The sequence below is a fragment of the Alkalibacillus sp. S2W genome, from assembly GCF_046764385.1.
Lineage (GTDB): Bacteria > Bacillota > Bacilli > Bacillales > Alkalibacillaceae > Alkalibacillus > Alkalibacillus almallahensis.
Map to the genome: position 1 here is coordinate 2,591,012 of NZ_CP177234.1, position 16,459 is coordinate 2,607,470.

Genomic DNA, 16,459 nt, shown 5'->3' on the forward strand with positions numbered 1-16,459 from the left:
CTCTTTTATTGATTTAACACACGTTTAATCGCCACTTCATGGGCATCAATCGTCTTTTGAATATCCTGATCGGTGTGAGCCGTACTCATGGAATAACGATTACCTGGTTTCGTATAAATACCTAAATCAAGCAGTTCATAGTCAATTTGTTTACGCGTTTCTAGATCGCATTCGGATAAATCACGATAATTCCGTACTGTCTCTTGAGTCAATATTATATTAAATATAGTCCCTAAGCCAACCGTTTGCATTGGCAAGCCATAACGATGATAGACTGTTTCAAGGCCATGACGTAATTGCTCCGTTTTACGCAACAATTCACTCATCACACCATCTTCTTCTAGATACTCAATCGTCGCTAAGCCAGCTGCTAGCACAGTCGGGTGACCGTTATAAGTCCCACTATGGAACAAGGCGCGGTCCGTCACCTGCTGGCCACCACCTGAAGTTAAAATGTCACCACCACGTTCAGGAGACATGAGGTTCATTAGGTCAAACTTACCACCTAACGCTCCCACTGGGAAGCCACCACCTAACACTTTACCAAGCGCTGTAAGGTCAGGCTCAATTCCATAAAGATGTTGAGCGCCACCTACTGTTAAGCGAAAACCTGTTTTCACTTCATCAAAAATCAAGACAATATCAAGTTCATCCGTAATTTGACGCAAGCCTTTCATAAATGATTCATCTGCTGGCACAAAACCACTCTGAACGGGCTCCAAAATCACAGCTGAAATCTCATCTTGGCGTTTCCGTAAAATCGCTTCTGTCGCTTCAAGATCATTGAACGGCATAATCACGGTGTCATCCAAATCAGATTCCGACATACCACTCGATTCCGCAACAGAATTTGGTTCCGCCTGCTCACCAGCATTGTCGATATTAGGATTCACACTCACTAGCACCTGATCGTATCCACCATGATAATGCCCTTCAAACTTCGCAATTTTCGGCTTATCATTGTAAGCTTGCGCTAAACGAATCGCTAGTAACGTTGCTTCAAGACCTGAATTCGTAAACCGCACTTGGTCCATACTCGGAAACATATCGACCAATTTTTGCGCCATTTTATATTCCAAATGATGCGGCGTTCCGAATACAAATGAACCACATTGCTCCATCTGTTGGTAAACCGCTTCTTTCACACGCTTATGCCCATGACCTAAAATCATCGCCCCATAACTTAGCAGATAATCAATGTACTGATTACCATCGACATCTGTTAAACGACTACCAGAAGCATGATCCATCACAATCGGATGCGGCGCAAAATGTTTAATATTTGCCGTCACTCCACCTGGAATCACCTGTTTCGCTTGCTCATGCGCTTTCGCTGAACCAGCTATTTTATTTTCAAAACTCATATCTTGAGCAGTATCTCCACGATTCATTTTCGTCACCCTTTATACATTATGAAATATTTATTTCATTTGTTTATCTAATTGATAATTTTATTTCATAAAGCACTTCATTTCAAGGGTGTATGAAAAATTTATTTCATGACGCTCATTATTAATTAACATTTTCCCCCATTTATTAAATAATCCACTTGAATTGTTAAACACTCTACTTAGATTATTAGACAGTCTATCTGAATTATTAAACAATTGGATCCAATTGTTTAATAATTCAAAAACAGCTCCCCACTAGCCCGTCCAGCTCCACCTTGTCTTGCCAATAAACTCCATTTATACTTACGTTAACAAGTATTTCTAGATTGCGAGGGATCACCATGTTCAAGTTATTAGTCATCGAAGACGACGAGTCACTTTTTTCTGAGATTAGAGAGCGTTTAACTCAATGGTCTTACGATGTGTACGGTATATCTAATTTTGAAAAAGTAATGGAAGAATTCAGCGAAGTTAAACCGGATCTTGTGATCATCGATATCCAACTTCCCAAATACGATGGGTTTCACTGGTGCCGGATGATTCGCAATCATTCTAATGTACCCATTATTTTTCTATCATCCAGAGACCACCCAACTGATATGGTGATGTCCATGCAACTAGGTGCTGACGATTACATACAGAAACCTTTTCACTTTGATGTCTTAATTGCGAAGGTTCAAGCGACACTGCGTCGTGTGTACAACTACAATAATGACCATATCCACCTTAAAACATGGTGCGGTGCTACAGTTAATTATGAAAAGAATAGCGTGTCAAACGACAAAGGAACAATTGAGCTCACCAAAAATGAAACTTACATCTTAAAAACTTTAATTGAACATAAAAACAAAATCGTCAGTCGCGACGAATTGATTCACCAATTATGGGAAGATGAACGGTTTATCAGCGATAACACCCTCACCGTGAACGTCAATCGCCTTAGAAAACGTTTAGATGAGATTGGGCTGGGACAAAACATCGAAACGAAAGTAGGACAAGGATATTTAGCAAAAGAGGTGCCTTTATCATGATTGGGAAGTTCTTAATCGAGCGTCGCAGTTGGATTATGTTATTTATACTTTTACAACTCTTACTAGTGTTTATAGCTTATATTGACCCAAATATCTCTATGGGTTCAATTTCTTATTACGTTTTCCTATCGAGCACCATCTTTGTTTTATTCCTTAGTGTTCGCTTCGTTAAAGAAACCAAGTTTTATCAGTCTCTAACTACTTGGATTAATGAATTTGATGAATCAGAGTTACAAGCGCCCGCTTCACCCTTTGAAAAAATAGTCTACCATAACTTATCTGAACAAGCTGAACACCTAAAACAATTAGAGTCTCAGAACCGTACATCGTTAGAACAAGAAAAAAATGAACTTCTTTCATGGATTCACGAAGTTAAAACACCACTTACAGCCATGCAACTCATCATCGACCGAATTGAAGACAATGCGTTAAAAACTGACCTCAATTACGAGTGGCTCCGTGTCCATTTATTACTCGATCAACAATTACATAAAAAACGCATGTCCTTTATCGAAAATGACCTCTATATAGAAAAAACAGAACTTGAACCCATAATCTATCAAGAAATTAGGACATTAAAATCGTGGTGCATCCATAAGAAGATTGGTTTTGACATTAATCTGGAAGTTGAAAATGTGTTGACTGACGGCAAATGGCTAGCTTTTATCATTAGGCAGATTCTATCTAACGCTGTGAAATACAGTGAGAACTCGGATATTGAAATTAGTAGTGAACAAAGCAACAACCAAACGATTTTAATCATTCAAGACCACGGCCGGGGAATTGATGCTAAGGATATGCCAAGAATATTTGAAAAAGGGTTCACATCAACTGCCACCCATCAAGACAACTCAGCAACAGGTATGGGGCTCTATCTGACAAAACAAATCTCAGAATCTTTACAAATTAATATTCAGGTCAAATCCGAACTTGGTGAAGGTACAGCAATCAAGCTAATTTTCCCTAAGAGAAATGATTTCGTAGCTATTACAGAAACATGATAGAACTTCTATTAATGATTCATCATGTTTCATGAAATTGAAGTTAGGCTCCGATCATGTTCAACCTCCACTTGACAGTTAAAATTCTACTAACCCAAAACACGACTACCTTTAAACAACAAATCGAATGACAAAAATGTCACATGCGTCGTTTAATTGTTAGATGAAATGAAGGAAAACAAACCCGTCCCCCATATACAATTAATTCAGATTCATTGAAAGGAGTACTAACCATGAACATTTTAGAGGCTCAAAAAATTCATAAGAGCTACGGAAACAAATTTAACAAACAAGAAGTTCTACAAGGCATTGACCTTAACATTGAAAAAGGTGAATTTGTCAGTATTATGGGGGCATCTGGTTCTGGGAAGACGACGCTACTTAATGTTCTTTCTTCCATCGATCAAGTTAGCCAAGGAACCATTAAAATTGATGGAAGCATGATCACGAACATGAAATCAAAAAAGCTAGCCGAGTTTCGCAAATATAACTTAGGCTTCATTTTTCAGGAGTATAACTTACTAGACACACTAACGGTTAAAGAAAACATACTTCTACCACTCTCGATTCAAAAAGTGTCGAGATCTCAAGCTAATGAGCGATTCGAAACCGTCGCTAATGAACTAGGCATCTATGACGCACGAGATAAATATCCGAATGAAATTTCAGGCGGACAAAAGCAACGTACGTCAGCTGCACGTGCATTTATTCATGAGCCGAGTATTATTTTTGCTGATGAACCAACTGGCGCACTAGATTCTAAATCGGCCTCTAACCTATTAGACAAATTAAGTGAACTGAATAACAACCGCGAATCCACGATTATGATGGTGACACATGATCCAGTTGCAGCAAGCTATAGCAGTCGCGTGATTTTCATTAAGGATGGGCAAATCTATTCACAACTCAACAAAGGACACGAAGACCGACAAAACTTCTTTAAAGACATTATGAAAACACAGGGTGTGTTAGGCGGGGTTCAACATGAGCATTAATCAACTGATGATCCGTAACCTCAGAAAAAATTTGAGCAACTATTACCTTTATGTATTTGCTTTGATTTTCAGTGTCGCGATTTACTTTGCCTTTGTGACGTTGCAGTATGATCCGTCGATGGATGCCACCAAAGGATCTGTACGGGGAGAAGCCGCCGTTAAAGTCGGGTCGGTCTTATTAGTAGCAATCGTCGGATTCTTTCTCATCTATGCGAATAGTTTATTTATTAAACGGCGTAGCAGTGAGATTGGCCTTTTCCAATTAATCGGCATGACAAAGAACCGAATCATTAAAATCCTTAGCATTGAAAACTTTATCATTTATTTCACATCAGTTGCGATTGGTATTCTAGTGGGGTTTTCAATCTCTAAGTTAATGGTCATGATTGTTTTTAAAATTACTGGTGTAGAAGCTGTAGCGACCTTACGTTTCTCATCTGAAGCCTTAATTCAAACCTTACTCGTATTTATCGGTATTTATTTACTGATTATGTTAATGAACTCTATTTTTATTAAAAAACAAAGCATCTTAGCATTATTTCAGGTTCGTCAATCAACTGAAGTTAAGGTTAAAAAGTTGTCAATTTGGCAAGTGATAATCGGCGTTCTCGGAATTATCATGATTGCTTCTGGCTACTATGTTTCACAAAAACTATTTGATGGTGATTTCACAACTTTCACTCAACTACTTTCAGCTATGGCTTTTATTTTAGGAGCCGTCATTATTGGGACCTACTTGTTCTACAAAGGGTCTGTAGCCTTCATATTCCAACTCATTCGTAAACAAAACAATGGCTATTTAAGTATCAATAAAGTGTTATCATTGTCATCTATTATGTTCCGAATGAAATCGAATGCATTATTACTCACGATTATCACTACTGTCTCAGCTCTTTCGATTGGTCTTCTGAGCCTAAGTTATATCGCTTATTATTCAGCTGAACAGACCGCAGAAGATTTCGTAGTCGCCGACTTTGCGCTAGTCAATGAAGAAAGTATAGAAACATTTACGCAAGCATTGAGTGATGAAGGAATTTCTTATGATAAAAATCAAGTGGAAGTATTTCAAGTCACCGCAGATGTTAGTGAGATTCTCGATGTCAATATGGATAACATAAACGTCGATACGTCTGAATTACCACTCCCTATTGTGAGTGACGAAAATTTTGGCGATATTGAGTTATCAGAAGGCGAAACATTATTAACAGGATATTCTGATTTAATGCAGTCTTTTATGACCATTGAAGATTCAGGCGAAATTGAATTGAAAGCTCAAGATACCGTGATTATACAAGATTTTGCAGGCTTAAACCGCGAATACCTAGTGTCATCCTACTACACAAACAATGGTGGCATGCCATTAGGTGTCGTTGATCAATCAATTTATAAAAAACTTAAAGACAATATGAATCCAGATATCCAAAAAAGCTCACTAGTCTACACAGGCATTAATATTAATGACTCCGCAAACTTGGAACGCGCCAACACAATCTTCCATCAAGAAAACCTTGATGAAGGTCGCAACGAATCACAATTGCAATCGAGTCGAGATCAGAAAATGAATATGGGACTAATGATGTTTATTGTCGGCTTTCTAGGTCTAACATTCTTAGTTACATCAGGTTGTGTCCTTTACTTTAAACAAATGGATGAGAGTGAAAGCGAAAAACCAAGCTATACCATTTTAAGAAAGCTAGGTTTCACAGAAGGAGACTTAATTAAAGGGATTCAGATCAAACAAATGTTCAATTTTGGTATTCCTTTAGTTGTTGGACTATTGCACAGTTACTTTGCCGTACAATCAGGCTGGTTCTTCTTCGGTTCAGAAGTCTGGACACCTATGTTGATTGTGATGGGACTTTACACCGCACTGTATTCCATCTTCGGAATTCTCTCCGTTTTATATTATAAGAAAGTTATTCGAGAAGCGCTCTAAACGAGTGCTTCTTTTTTTGTATGACTATCGATTAGTTATTAGATCACTAGCTGCACTTATTTCATTAATCTCTCCATTTTTGAAATAAATAGACCTATTTATTTCAAAACTAAACCCACTTATCTCAAAAGTCACTCACGCACATGATATGTTAAAATAAATCAGACAAGCTTACTCATCCTAGGAGGCTCAAATAATGGACGAATTTATGCAACATGCGATTAAATTAGCATCTAATAATGTTAAAGAAGGTGGCCAACCGTTCGGAGCTGTCCTCGTACAGGATGGCGAAATCATTGCTGAAGGCGTGAATCAGTTGCACAATCGCTATGATGTCAGTGGTCATGCTGAAATGGTTGCCATCCGCCAAGCCCAAAAATTACTGCAAACAAATGATTTATCAAATGTCACGATGTATGCGAGCGGTGAACCTTGTCCGATGTGCTATTCTGCTATGGCGTATGCTGGCATCCAAGAAACTTACTACGCTCAATCATCAGACGAAGCAGTTGATGCAGGTCTCGGCAAATCCAAACAGGTGGCTGACGATCTCCAAAAAGCTCCAGCAGAACGTACACACCCAATGAAACAAATGGCATTAACGGAAGATACTTATAACCCGATGCAAATGTATAAAAAACGCCATCAATAATAAAAATCCGGGTGCTGACTTTACTCAGCACCCGGATTTCTTAATTATTCGGTTCGTATGTTAACCAACTCTTCTGCACTGCCATTTGTTTCAACCTTTCGTCTGGATTAACCACATAGGGATAATCGACAAATTGAAATAGTGGCTCATCTGTTTCACTATCAGCATAGGCATATAAGGTTTCAGTTTCTGGATCACGTCCATTTGACTTCAGCCAATTTTGTAAATGTTCTACTTTTTCATCCCCATTCACAATACGACCAATTTGACCTCGGCACACACCATCTGAATCGAACACTAACTGTGTCCCAATCGTTTCAACATCATTTAAACCAACTTCACGCGTGAACGCTTTTAAAAATGGCATTAGCGCACCTGATAATACAACGACATCATCACCATTATTTTGATGCTGTTTCACCGTCTCAACTAAATCATAATTCACACGTTCCAAGTCATGACGTGCTAATTGATCAAAAAACTCTGCTAACTCTTCTTGTGTCTTTCCTTTAAACGACCTAGCAAAACTTCTGAAAAACTCATGCTTAAATGCTGTTTTCCCTTTTACAACACCTAAGACAAAACTTTTCACTAAGCCTGCGCCCACAACGGACCATTCTTTTACTCCATAATCCTTTTTCGCCACTTGAAACATGACCTTAAACGAATCACCTTGATATAATGTTCCATCGAAATCGACTGTTACGACTGCCATGTTTACGCCTCCGTTTTGCATGCTTTTTTACCATTCTAGCACATAAAACAACAGAGACATACAAAAGCTAATCGATTAAGATGGTCGCTCGATTTCTAATGTGTCACCATTTTCAAAATCAACATCCAATTCAACCTCTTCAACATCGTCTTGGTTGATATCTAAATGATTATAGACTCGTTGTAGCGCTTCATCATATGATAAATCAGGCGCTGGCTGAACCGCTTCAATCATATTTTCTACTTCATCTATTGCTTCACTTCCGTCCAGGTCTGACTCACCATCTCGTTCAATCTCAGCGTTCTTACCGTCATTTTCTACTTCATAATCATAGCTCCACTCGTCACCGTTACTAAACTCAATTTCTAATTCATAACTGATGACATCTTGAAATAAGTCTCGTTCATCTGAATTCGAATCTTCACTTTGTGTATTCTTCGTATTTGAATCATCCGAATTAGCTTTATCTTCTTGATTAGTCGACGTGCTGTTCTCTTCACCAGAAGCATCTCCACCCGTATTACCAGTGTCATTGCCTCCACAAGCAGCCAAAATTAAAACGATACTTAATATAAAAATAAACGACCATCTCATATCATTCACCCCCATGAACTTCATTCACTAGTTATATACCCTGTATTTTCCATTATTAAGCCACTTGTCCTCAAATTCATATCTATAATCAACCCCTTATAAATTCACCTACGAATAATGATGAGAAACCTCTAACGTGTCACCATCATCAAAATCAATATCCAACTCAATCTCAAGTACTTCTTCTTCCATAATCTCTAAATGATTATAAACCCGTTGAAACGCCTCTTCCTTAGATAGGTCAGGTTTCGGCTTGATATTATCAATCATCGCTTCAATTTCTTCGACAGCTAACTTTCCTTTACGATCCGTTTCCTGATCCTGATCGATTTCAACCTTCGCCTTTTTACCATCTTGCTTCACTTCATAATCAAACTGCCATTCACCCTGATCATTCTCGAAATCAATCTCTAACTCAAAATCAACAACACCATGACGTAAACCGCCTTCAGCTTCACGCTTCATCTCGTTTACATCATTGTCCCACTCAGCATCTTGATCCGTTAAGCCTGTCCCTTCCTCACCATCACGGTCCTGCGGCTTATCAGGATCTTCACCCGATTCATCAGGCCCATCATTAATATCTGTTGCCTGATCACCATCAGCTACCCCATCTTCATCCTCACTCGTTAACTCCTCATTATCTTCATCAGGGTCCGTCATCCCCATGTCAGGGTCCGCCCCATCAGTTGTCCCGCAAGCTGATAAAAACAATCCCATACCTAAAATCAAAGCAAAAATCTTTTTCATTCAGTCCACCCCTTATGATTATGTTCTTCTATTTATTGGGGTGTCCATAACTGCATCATTTATACGCTTAATGCAAATTGAATCGCATCCTCAAATTGTTTACAATGAATGTAAATTACACAAAGGAGCGAGGACAATGCCCGTTTATCAAAAATTAGTTCGTGATTACATACCTGAAATTATTGAAAACACTGGAAAGGCCTATTCCACTCGCATATTAAATACTGAAGAATATGTTGATTCTTTAAAAAAGAAACTCTACGAAGAAGTTGATGAAATCCGTGAAGCTGAAAACACAAACGAGGTATTAGAAGAACTTGCTGATGCACTTGAATTGATTCACGCTTTGGCCAAAGTACATGATGCTGACATTAGCGATGTCGAAGAAATACGTCAAAAGAAAGCTTCTGAACGAGGTGGGTTTGATAAGAAGATCTTTTTAGAAGAGGTTGAAGATTAAAAAAAGCTTAGACCTTTAAGCTCTAAGCCTTTTATTTCGGTACCCAAATATCATCAAAACCATTTTTAATCGAATAATCGTACAGCATAATGATTTTTTGATCATGATAATTTCTTAAAGAAGGGTCGTAATCTCGATCTGTAATCACTGCTTGTAACTGATCATTTCGGGAAATAATAGCATCCAAATAATCCCGTTCAGGTAGCTTGTCATTCTTTTGAGTGTTACACCTTCCACAGGCCATGACGAGATTCCAAATTTGATCAGATTGAACGAATGACCAAGGAATAAAATGATCGACATGGCTTTCTCGTTTACCCTTAGACAAACTCTTCCCACAGTAGAAGCAAGTAGCTTCAAAGTAGTTTAACAACACTTGTTCATATGGCTTTAAAGAACTTCGTTTTGCAATACTTTCAACTTTATCAAGTAAGTAACTAGTAGATGGATATTCATTTAAATCCTCAATCATTTTCGCCATGTGATAATTAGTTAAATTAACGATTAAGCGCTGATACTTCATCATGAATTCATGTACATTAGAATGGAAACGAAAATATTCAGTGTGGTGATTAAATTCATAGAAAACTTCTTGGGTATCGCCATATAATGCTCCAAAAACATTAATTTTCATAACCGATTTAACTTTAGATACTAATTTTAACTGCAAAGATGGTTTTAATTTATCAAAGCTAAAATCCCGAGGTATGCCATGTTTCTCTTGAAAAGCTAGCAACTCTGTGACAACTCTAGCTTGCTTGTGACTACTGTTTTGTTTCACAAGACCATGATGAATGATTAAATTCCAATATATTTTCGCAAAACTATAAGCTAACTGATCATAAGTTAATTCATATTGGTTATTAACCTGGTATAAATTTTCAATCATGGCTTTAATCAGAGCATATTTATATGTAGCAGATTTGGCAGATTTATTTGATAGCACTACTGTTAAAACACGCCAAATATCTTCATCAGTTAAATAAGCTTCCCTCAATTCTGCAACCTTTAACTTATGATACATTCTCACACCACCTTACTATCACTTTACAACCTATGTGTAATAGCAACAACCATCTTAATAGGAAAAATATAGTTAAATTTGTTCTTGTTTCATAAATTTAATATTTAATTTAAGTGCCAACCTATTTTAATTGACTTTCTTTACTTACTATTAAACTAACTTACATAAAGTAAGTAAAATAACCAGAAGGAGATTTTCCACATGCAATTCCATCAGGCACCGATCGCGCATGTGAGTCATGTTGATTTGAAGGTCACTGATTTACAGCGGGCGATTGCGTTTTATAAACAGATTTTAGGGTTTCAAGTATTGAATCAGGAGGCATCAACTGTTCAGTTAACAGCTGATAGTGAAACAGCGTTATTAACGTTACATGCATTAGATCAGCCAAATGAGAAATCTCGTCGAACAGCTGGGTTATATCATTATGCGATTTTATTGCCAACGCGTTCTGATTTGGCGGACTTCATCAAGCATATATCAGCTCAAAATGTTCCAATTGGGGCATCTGACCACTTAGTGAGTGAGTCGATCTATTTTTCCGACCCAAATGGAAACGGGATTGAAGTTTATGCTGACCGTGATCCGTCCGAGTGGAATTGGCAAAATGGTCAAGTCGATATGGCAGTCGACCCGATTGATGCAGGGGAAATTTTGAAACATGCGAGTAAGTCAGGTTGGCAAGGTCTTCCGTCAAACACACTCATGGGACATATACATTTACATGTTGCTGATTTAAATGAAACGAAACAGTTTTATACAGACGGCTTAGGTATGGAAGCCGTCTGTCGCTTAGGCGAGCAAGCATTATTTATCGCTGACGGCCATTACCATCACCATATTGGCATCAATGTCTGGAATGGTGTCGGTGCACCACCAACAGCTGACGATTCACCTGGCCTAAAATTCTATACGATCCAATTAGGTAGTGATGAGCAGAAACAAACGGTTCTTAAACAATTAGATAACATTAACGCAGATATGACTGAGGAAAATGGTGAAACGGTTGCGACTGATCCATCAGGTAATCGCATTCGTCTCGTTGTTTAATCAACTCACGATATAGCAAATCCCCCTTTCAACAGGTAACGAACTCGCTAACGTCAGGGTTTTATCCTCACTTAGCATTCATTACGTTGAAGGGGGATTTTATTATGTGATTGCACGCAATACATCGTGCAATGTTGATTTAAATTTCTCTCGATTAACAGCCTCACAAACACGAACATTTGGCTGATAGCCGCTTCGATTATTCACATCCACTAAACTATAGCCTCGTGTTAACTTACCTTCCGTTTCAACATCAACATAATAATGACTAGACTGAGTCATGATGGTTTCATCAGCCGCAATAGCTACGAGTAAAGTATCAGGGTGAGTCGTGCCATCTAGTTGGTGTACTTCTTTATTAAAACGTTTGACGACTTGATTCACTTGGCGAAAGAATTCGGACCCAGAAGTCTCTAATGCCTCGATTTCGCGATGTTCATCATCATTTAATACGCTGAATCCAACACACATATCCCATCCGACCATCGTGATGGGCACGCCAGAATGCAAGACAATCCGCGCTGCTTCAGGGTCGACATAGAAATTATACTCTGCCGCTGCTGTGATATTGCCTAGCGAGTTATTGGTTCCACCCATGATATAAATATGTTTTAAATCCTCCACAATGGTCGGGTCCTTTTTGATTGCCATGGCAATATTAGTGAGGGGTGCAATTGCCAATAACGATATGTCACCCGGGTTTTCTTTTACTGTTTTGATGATGAAATCAACTGCATGTTCTGATTCTGGACGCTGTATGGCTTGATTAAAAAACGAATCACCCATGCCATCACGCCCGTGTACGTCCTCGACTGTCGTATGTGAAGTCGTATCGACATTTAAGATTGGCCCTTCATACCCTTTGAACACAGGAATTTTCTGATCTGGATTAGCTACTTGGATCGTGTAGAGTGCGTTTTCCACCTCTTGGTCAAAATCAACATTTCCCCCTGTGATCGTGACACCCTCTACTTTAAAATGATGGATAGCTGTAAGTAGCGCAATCGTATCATCACCGGCTGTATCTGTATCAACAATGATTTTGGACATACCTCTCACCCTTTCTACATCTGATAGTTATTAATCATTATAGAAGGTTTTGATTAGGACCTCAACAAACTCTTTCGGTACATTCCTTCAAAGGATATTTGATTAACTTGTCGAATATATAGAATTAGAAAGCTTTTTAAGGAGGATCATCATATGGATTATCGTCAAGCTTATGTCATTCCAGGTGGGATGTTTGTTGGTTTAGGGATTGGAATGTTTTTCGACCAGGCAGGTGCTGGTGTGATTCTAGGACTAGGTTTAGGATTTCTGTTAAGTCCGATTGTAGGTTTATTTGAAAGACGAATGAATCGAGATCAGCAAAATAAGTAAGCTTTGAAAAGATGGCTTTATAATAATGAGTTATAGATGAGCAACACAACCTCTTACGTATAGATGGTTGTGTTTTATTTCGTAAACGAACAGCTTTATTCGAATCGATTGATCAGGGAGCGGTATCGGAATAAGTCATCATCGTACATAACGAGGCTATAATCCTTTATAATAGACGGTAGAAGCTTTCGGGAGGTCGTGAGGATGACAGATGATATTCATAAACGTAAAAGTGAACATATCCAACATAGCCTGTCTGAGGAATCTTTAGGTCATGCGTCTAATGGTTTTGATGTTTATCAGTTTCGGCATCATGCTTTACCTGAGCTAGACTTTGAGAAGATTAACTATCAGACCTCTATGTTTGATAAGGCATTAAATACACCGTTTTTAATCAGTTCGATGACAGGTGGCGCGGAAATGGCTGAAACGATTAATCGTAATTTAGCCATTGCTGCTGAAGAACAAGGTTGGGCGTTAGGATTAGGGTCGACACGGGTGATTTTAGAGAAAGAAGACTTTCTTTCCTCTTTTCAGTTACGTTCATATGCCCCTTCCATTCCGATTATTGCTAACCTAGGTGCTGTCCAATTGAATTATGGCGTCACAGTGGATCAAGTTAAACGCATCATCGACTTAACTGAGGCTGATGCTTTAGTGCTTCATTTGAATTCGATTCAAGAAGTGATTCAGTCAGGTGGCGATACGAATTTCTCTGGCTTACTTCAAAAGATTAATCTGTTAACGACAGCCTTAGATATTCCGGTTGGCGCTAAAGAAGTTGGTTTCGGGATCGATGTGGAAAATGCTCGAAGATTACGTGATGCAGGCATTGCTTTCATTGATGTGGCTGGGTCTGGTGGGACATCTTGGAGTCAGGTTGAAAAACTTCGCTCACAAGTTCCGATTAAAAAACAAGCGGCTGAGGCTTTTGCAGGCTGGGGGAATCCGACAGCGAGATGTTTGACCGAGATCCGAAGAGATTTACCTCATGACATGTTAATTGCTAGCGGAGGTATTCGTGACGGATTAGATGCAGCGAAAGCATTAGCATTAGGCGCAGATCACGTTGGCTTTGCGCGTAAAGTTTTGACCGAAGCGATTGAATCGCCTGAACATGTGACCGAGTGGATGAAAGTAAAGGAACTCGAATTACAGATGGTCATGTTCGGCATTGGAGCTGGTGACTTAGCTTCGCTTCAATCAACAAATCGCATTGAAAAAGCGTAACCCGATCAGCACTCGATCGAGTCACGCTTTCTTTTTATGCTGTAAGTTATAATCAAGGAGTAAAAGCCCGATGGCAACGACAAACAAGATCATCGATTGGCCATCTAGAGCCCACCCTTCTTGTTGCATGCTTTCCGTTAAGAAATAAGCGATAACTGCTAAGGTGAACATCGTGTTAAACATACTAAAATAATTACGCGAAACACCGCGCAAACGGTCAAGACCATAAAATATGAGTAAGACGATCGCTATGATGCTAAATAGAATTATTGCGATAGTCATCAGCTATCACCTCATCTTATGATTGTCCGAAGTTGTCTGGCATGACAGCAGCGACGACGACTCCCTTCGCAACCGCTTCACCATCCGCATAAACGACGGTATGCACATTGAATTTCTTCGGATGAACTTCTTCAACCTCACCCGTCACGCGCAGTTCTGTGTTTTGTGGTGTTGGTTTTAAATATTTCACATTAAGCTCAGCTGTGACAAATCGTGGTGACTCCACGCCATCTTCTGGCTCATGGCCATTTTTGCGATGAAGTGCTAATGATGCTGATCCTGTCCCGTGACAGTCAATTAGTGATGCGATTAATCCGCCGTATACATACCCTGGAATCGCAGTGTATTCTTCAGGCGGTTGATAAATAGTTAATGTTTCTGTGCCGTTCCAACCTGTTCGAAAGCCATGACCTAATTCGTTATTCCGTCCACAGCCAAAGCAATGGGCTAAATCTTGAGGATAATAATCTTGAATCGCATGTTTGATCTCACTCATATTTTGAAGCCACCTTTCTAGTATTCTAGTCAAAATTTTATCACGAAATCTGATACAATAGAAATCACGTGCTGTATTAAAGGTCACGGATTTCAATTAAAGGATGTTAACGAGTTTATAGTTTTTTATAATTATTTTGGTATTACTTGTTGTTTCATATTATGTTTGTTTAGTCTTAATTGACCGCTTTTAAATGAAATTTGTTTCGTTCGATTTTTCTCAATTATAAATTTTGTGATATATTATCGCTATTTGGCTCTGGTAAAACAATAAAACTTGTGAGCTTTTATATTATTTTTTGGGGGCAAATATTTTTGTAGAACTTCCTATTATTTATAAAGTTCTGGTTGTAAAAATTAAAGGACGCAATAGCGCCCTTCTTCTTTGCTCTAATGGTTTTAAAGCTTTTTTTGTATAAGTTGAACTTCCCCTCCTGATAAACCTCCAATAATTTGAACCAATACACTATCCTAGTAATCCTCCATTTGTTGGAGCAGGTAAATTGAAAGATGGTGGATTTCCAACAATTTCGCAACGATTCGGATTAACGTCACACACATTTCCCTGTGCGTCACGGATAACTGGCCGGGTTGCAGTAATTGTCGTTCTTAAAATCACTTTAAATAAAATACCATCAACTAACTCAATTCCGGCAGCATCAATTACTGGAACACCAGGTTGAGTAAAGATCCCTTCCACTTCAAGTGGTGTTTCTTGGACGTTATCTTGCGGACAAATCCCCGGAAAATCAGTATGCTCCTGAAAAGGCAAGGTGGTATTCAAAGTAACAGGTAGATCAACATCAAGAATTGAAACTGAAATTGTAGCTGGAAGAAGACCAATATTAACCACTTTATCCTTAATAACACGAACATTTTGAGTAATCTCATTAAGGTTTGGTGTTAGGTTAACGGATACAAGATTATCTAATACTCCTAAACCACTAAAAGCCGTTACAGGCAAAGTTAATTCTGCAACTTTCTGTACAGTCTTTGTACCCAAAAGTGAATTGACTACTGTACAATCATTTGTCAATTTAGCTGGTTGGTAAGCAGGATTTTCTACATTACAATTACAACCAGCCTGTTGTTTTTTTCGTGGTGCAACACTTTTCTTTTTTTTATTTTTAGGTTTAATAGGAACTTTCCCTGGGACCTCAATCCTCTTACCACAGTTATAATAACCCATATCATTTCATCCTTTTCAATTTTTTAAGTCAATAATAGACTTTATATATATTATTAAGGTTAAAGCTTTTTGTATGGGTATTTATTCAAAACAAACTCAAAAAATTCATTCTTAGATTTAACCCACAAACTATAATAATACTTTATCAGAACATAGAGAATTGAGATCTTAGAAGAAAGTGACGTAATATCTGAAAACAAGTATAGTATCAAATGATTACGGATGAACAGATTTAAAAAAGAGAGAGAAAACCTCGCTGGACCAGCACTGATGAATTGCCTATT

Annotated in this window: 18 protein-coding genes; 9 read left to right on the plus strand and 9 right to left on the minus strand. The window is 38.4% G+C overall.

The genetic code is table 11. The annotated features are described in order from the left end of the window. Window positions 1-5: 5 nt before the first annotated feature. Window positions 6-1,391 carry an aspartate aminotransferase family protein gene (locus tag ACKXGF_RS13375; protein WP_411954190.1) on the minus strand — a complete coding sequence of 462 codons (1,386 nt, stop codon included), beginning with the start codon at window positions 1,389-1,391 and terminating at the stop codon, window positions 6-8. Between the two features lie 341 nt (window positions 1,392-1,732). Between ACKXGF_RS13375 and ACKXGF_RS13380 the strand changes: the two genes are divergently transcribed. The 5 genes from ACKXGF_RS13380 (at window position 1,733) to ACKXGF_RS13400 (ending at window position 7,006) form a co-directional block, all read left to right on the plus strand. Next, window positions 1,733-2,422, plus strand: a complete 690-nt coding sequence (locus ACKXGF_RS13380; RefSeq protein WP_411954191.1) for a response regulator — start codon at window positions 1,733-1,735, stop codon at window positions 2,420-2,422. Then, the gene (locus ACKXGF_RS13385) at window positions 2,419-3,423 is read left to right on the plus strand and encodes a sensor histidine kinase (RefSeq protein WP_411954192.1); all 1,005 of its coding nucleotides are present in this window, start codon (window positions 2,419-2,421) and stop codon (window positions 3,421-3,423) included. The genes ACKXGF_RS13380 and ACKXGF_RS13385 overlap by 4 nt, the downstream gene beginning before the upstream one ends. 233 nt (window positions 3,424-3,656) lie before the next feature. After that, the gene (locus tag ACKXGF_RS13390) at window positions 3,657-4,418 is read left to right on the plus strand and encodes an ABC transporter ATP-binding protein (RefSeq protein WP_411954193.1); all 762 of its coding nucleotides are present in this window, start codon (window positions 3,657-3,659) and stop codon (window positions 4,416-4,418) included. After that, window positions 4,408-6,354 (plus strand): ABC transporter permease, encoded by a 1,947-nt coding sequence (locus ACKXGF_RS13395; RefSeq protein ID WP_411954194.1) that lies wholly within the window; start codon window positions 4,408-4,410, stop codon window positions 6,352-6,354. The genes ACKXGF_RS13390 and ACKXGF_RS13395 overlap by 11 nt, the downstream gene beginning before the upstream one ends. Window positions 6,355-6,550: 196 nt before the next feature. Continuing rightward, window positions 6,551-7,006, plus strand: coding sequence for a nucleoside deaminase (locus ACKXGF_RS13400; RefSeq protein ID WP_411954195.1), 456 nt, complete (start codon window positions 6,551-6,553; stop codon window positions 7,004-7,006). Window positions 7,007-7,046: 40 nt separating this feature from the next. On the opposite strand, the gene ACKXGF_RS13405 is transcribed toward ACKXGF_RS13400, so the two are convergent. From ACKXGF_RS13405 to ACKXGF_RS13415, 3 genes are all read right to left on the minus strand, one after another. Continuing rightward, entirely contained in the window at window positions 7,047-7,721 is a 675-nt protein-coding gene (locus tag ACKXGF_RS13405) for an HAD family hydrolase (protein WP_411954196.1), read from the minus strand. Between the two features lie 75 nt (window positions 7,722-7,796). Next, window positions 7,797-8,315: a YusW family protein gene (locus ACKXGF_RS13410; RefSeq protein ID WP_411954197.1), complete on the minus strand. Its 519-nt coding sequence runs from the start codon at window positions 8,313-8,315 to the stop codon at window positions 7,797-7,799. Window positions 8,316-8,423: 108 nt separating this feature from the next. Next, window positions 8,424-9,065, minus strand: a complete 642-nt coding sequence (locus ACKXGF_RS13415) for a YusW family protein (protein WP_411954198.1) — start codon at window positions 9,063-9,065, stop codon at window positions 8,424-8,426. Between the two features lie 136 nt (window positions 9,066-9,201). On the opposite strand from ACKXGF_RS13415, the gene ACKXGF_RS13420 reads away from it, so the two are divergent. Further along, entirely contained in the window at window positions 9,202-9,525 is a 324-nt protein-coding gene (locus tag ACKXGF_RS13420; RefSeq protein WP_411954199.1) for a phosphoribosyl-ATP pyrophosphohydrolase, read from the plus strand. 31 nt (window positions 9,526-9,556) lie between these two features. On the opposite strand, the gene ACKXGF_RS13425 is transcribed toward ACKXGF_RS13420, so the two are convergent. Beyond that, entirely contained in the window at window positions 9,557-10,549 is a 993-nt protein-coding gene (locus ACKXGF_RS13425) for an HNH endonuclease (RefSeq protein ID WP_411954200.1), read from the minus strand. A 201-nt stretch (window positions 10,550-10,750) separates the two neighbouring features. Here ACKXGF_RS13425 and ACKXGF_RS13430 point away from each other — a divergent pair, with 201 nt between their 5' ends. After that, a complete protein-coding gene (locus tag ACKXGF_RS13430; RefSeq protein WP_411954201.1) occupies window positions 10,751-11,599 on the plus strand; it encodes a VOC family protein in 849 nt (282 codons plus the stop codon). 102 nt (window positions 11,600-11,701) lie between these two features. Here the strand turns inward: ACKXGF_RS13430 and ACKXGF_RS13435 are convergent, their stop codons facing one another. Next, window positions 11,702-12,649, minus strand: a complete 948-nt coding sequence (locus ACKXGF_RS13435) for a nucleoside hydrolase (protein WP_411954202.1) — start codon at window positions 12,647-12,649, stop codon at window positions 11,702-11,704. 153 nt (window positions 12,650-12,802) lie between these two features. Between ACKXGF_RS13435 and ACKXGF_RS13440 the strand changes: the two genes are divergently transcribed. Together ACKXGF_RS13440 and fni are read left to right on the plus strand one after the other, a co-directional pair. Beyond that, complete coding sequence (locus tag ACKXGF_RS13440; protein WP_411954203.1) at window positions 12,803-12,979, plus strand: hypothetical protein; 177 nt, start codon at window positions 12,803-12,805, stop codon at window positions 12,977-12,979. Window positions 12,980-13,183: 204 nt separating this feature from the next. Further along, complete coding sequence (fni, locus tag ACKXGF_RS13445) at window positions 13,184-14,209, plus strand: type 2 isopentenyl-diphosphate Delta-isomerase (RefSeq protein ID WP_411954204.1); 1,026 nt, start codon at window positions 13,184-13,186, stop codon at window positions 14,207-14,209. A 21-nt stretch (window positions 14,210-14,230) separates the two neighbouring features. Here the strand turns inward: fni and ACKXGF_RS13450 are convergent, their stop codons facing one another. The 3 genes from ACKXGF_RS13450 to ACKXGF_RS13460 all read right to left on the minus strand — a co-directional run bounded on the left by ACKXGF_RS13450 (window position 14,231) and on the right by ACKXGF_RS13460 (window position 16,175). Beyond that, window positions 14,231-14,491: a hypothetical protein gene (locus ACKXGF_RS13450; RefSeq protein WP_411954205.1), complete on the minus strand. Its 261-nt coding sequence runs from the start codon at window positions 14,489-14,491 to the stop codon at window positions 14,231-14,233. A gap of 16 nt (window positions 14,492-14,507) precedes the next feature. Next, entirely contained in the window at window positions 14,508-14,987 is a 480-nt protein-coding gene (locus tag ACKXGF_RS13455; protein ID WP_411954206.1) for a PaaI family thioesterase, read from the minus strand. 465 nt (window positions 14,988-15,452) lie between these two features. Continuing rightward, window positions 15,453-16,175: a hypothetical protein gene (locus ACKXGF_RS13460; RefSeq protein ID WP_411954207.1), complete on the minus strand. Its 723-nt coding sequence runs from the start codon at window positions 16,173-16,175 to the stop codon at window positions 15,453-15,455. Between the last annotated feature and the right edge of the window lie 284 nt (window positions 16,176-16,459).

Coding starts and splice junctions, on each gene's coding strand:
- ACKXGF_RS13375 (WP_411954190.1), bottom strand. CDS start 1,391: ATGAATCGTGGAGATACTGCTCAAGATATGAGTTTTGAAAATAAAATA.
- ACKXGF_RS13380 (WP_411954191.1), top strand. CDS start 1,733: ATGTTCAAGTTATTAGTCATCGAAGACGACGAGTCACTTTTTTCTGAG.
- ACKXGF_RS13385 (WP_411954192.1), top strand. CDS start 2,419: ATGATTGGGAAGTTCTTAATCGAGCGTCGCAGTTGGATTATGTTATTT.
- ACKXGF_RS13390 (WP_411954193.1), top strand. CDS start 3,657: ATGAACATTTTAGAGGCTCAAAAAATTCATAAGAGCTACGGAAACAAA.
- ACKXGF_RS13395 (WP_411954194.1), top strand. CDS start 4,408: ATGAGCATTAATCAACTGATGATCCGTAACCTCAGAAAAAATTTGAGC.
- ACKXGF_RS13400 (WP_411954195.1), top strand. CDS start 6,551: ATGGACGAATTTATGCAACATGCGATTAAATTAGCATCTAATAATGTT.
- ACKXGF_RS13405 (WP_411954196.1), bottom strand. CDS start 7,721: ATGGCAGTCGTAACAGTCGATTTCGATGGAACATTATATCAAGGTGAT.
- ACKXGF_RS13410 (WP_411954197.1), bottom strand. CDS start 8,315: ATGAGATGGTCGTTTATTTTTATATTAAGTATCGTTTTAATTTTGGCT.
- ACKXGF_RS13415 (WP_411954198.1), bottom strand. CDS start 9,065: ATGAAAAAGATTTTTGCTTTGATTTTAGGTATGGGATTGTTTTTATCA.
- ACKXGF_RS13420 (WP_411954199.1), top strand. CDS start 9,202: ATGCCCGTTTATCAAAAATTAGTTCGTGATTACATACCTGAAATTATT.
- ACKXGF_RS13425 (WP_411954200.1), bottom strand. CDS start 10,549: ATGTATCATAAGTTAAAGGTTGCAGAATTGAGGGAAGCTTATTTAACT.
- ACKXGF_RS13430 (WP_411954201.1), top strand. CDS start 10,751: ATGCAATTCCATCAGGCACCGATCGCGCATGTGAGTCATGTTGATTTG.
- ACKXGF_RS13435 (WP_411954202.1), bottom strand. CDS start 12,649: ATGTCCAAAATCATTGTTGATACAGATACAGCCGGTGATGATACGATT.
- ACKXGF_RS13440 (WP_411954203.1), top strand. CDS start 12,803: ATGGATTATCGTCAAGCTTATGTCATTCCAGGTGGGATGTTTGTTGGT.
- fni (WP_411954204.1), top strand. CDS start 13,184: ATGACAGATGATATTCATAAACGTAAAAGTGAACATATCCAACATAGC.
- ACKXGF_RS13450 (WP_411954205.1), bottom strand. CDS start 14,491: ATGACTATCGCAATAATTCTATTTAGCATCATAGCGATCGTCTTACTC.
- ACKXGF_RS13455 (WP_411954206.1), bottom strand. CDS start 14,987: ATGAGTGAGATCAAACATGCGATTCAAGATTATTATCCTCAAGATTTA.
- ACKXGF_RS13460 (WP_411954207.1), bottom strand. CDS start 16,175: ATGGGTTATTATAACTGTGGTAAGAGGATTGAGGTCCCAGGGAAAGTT.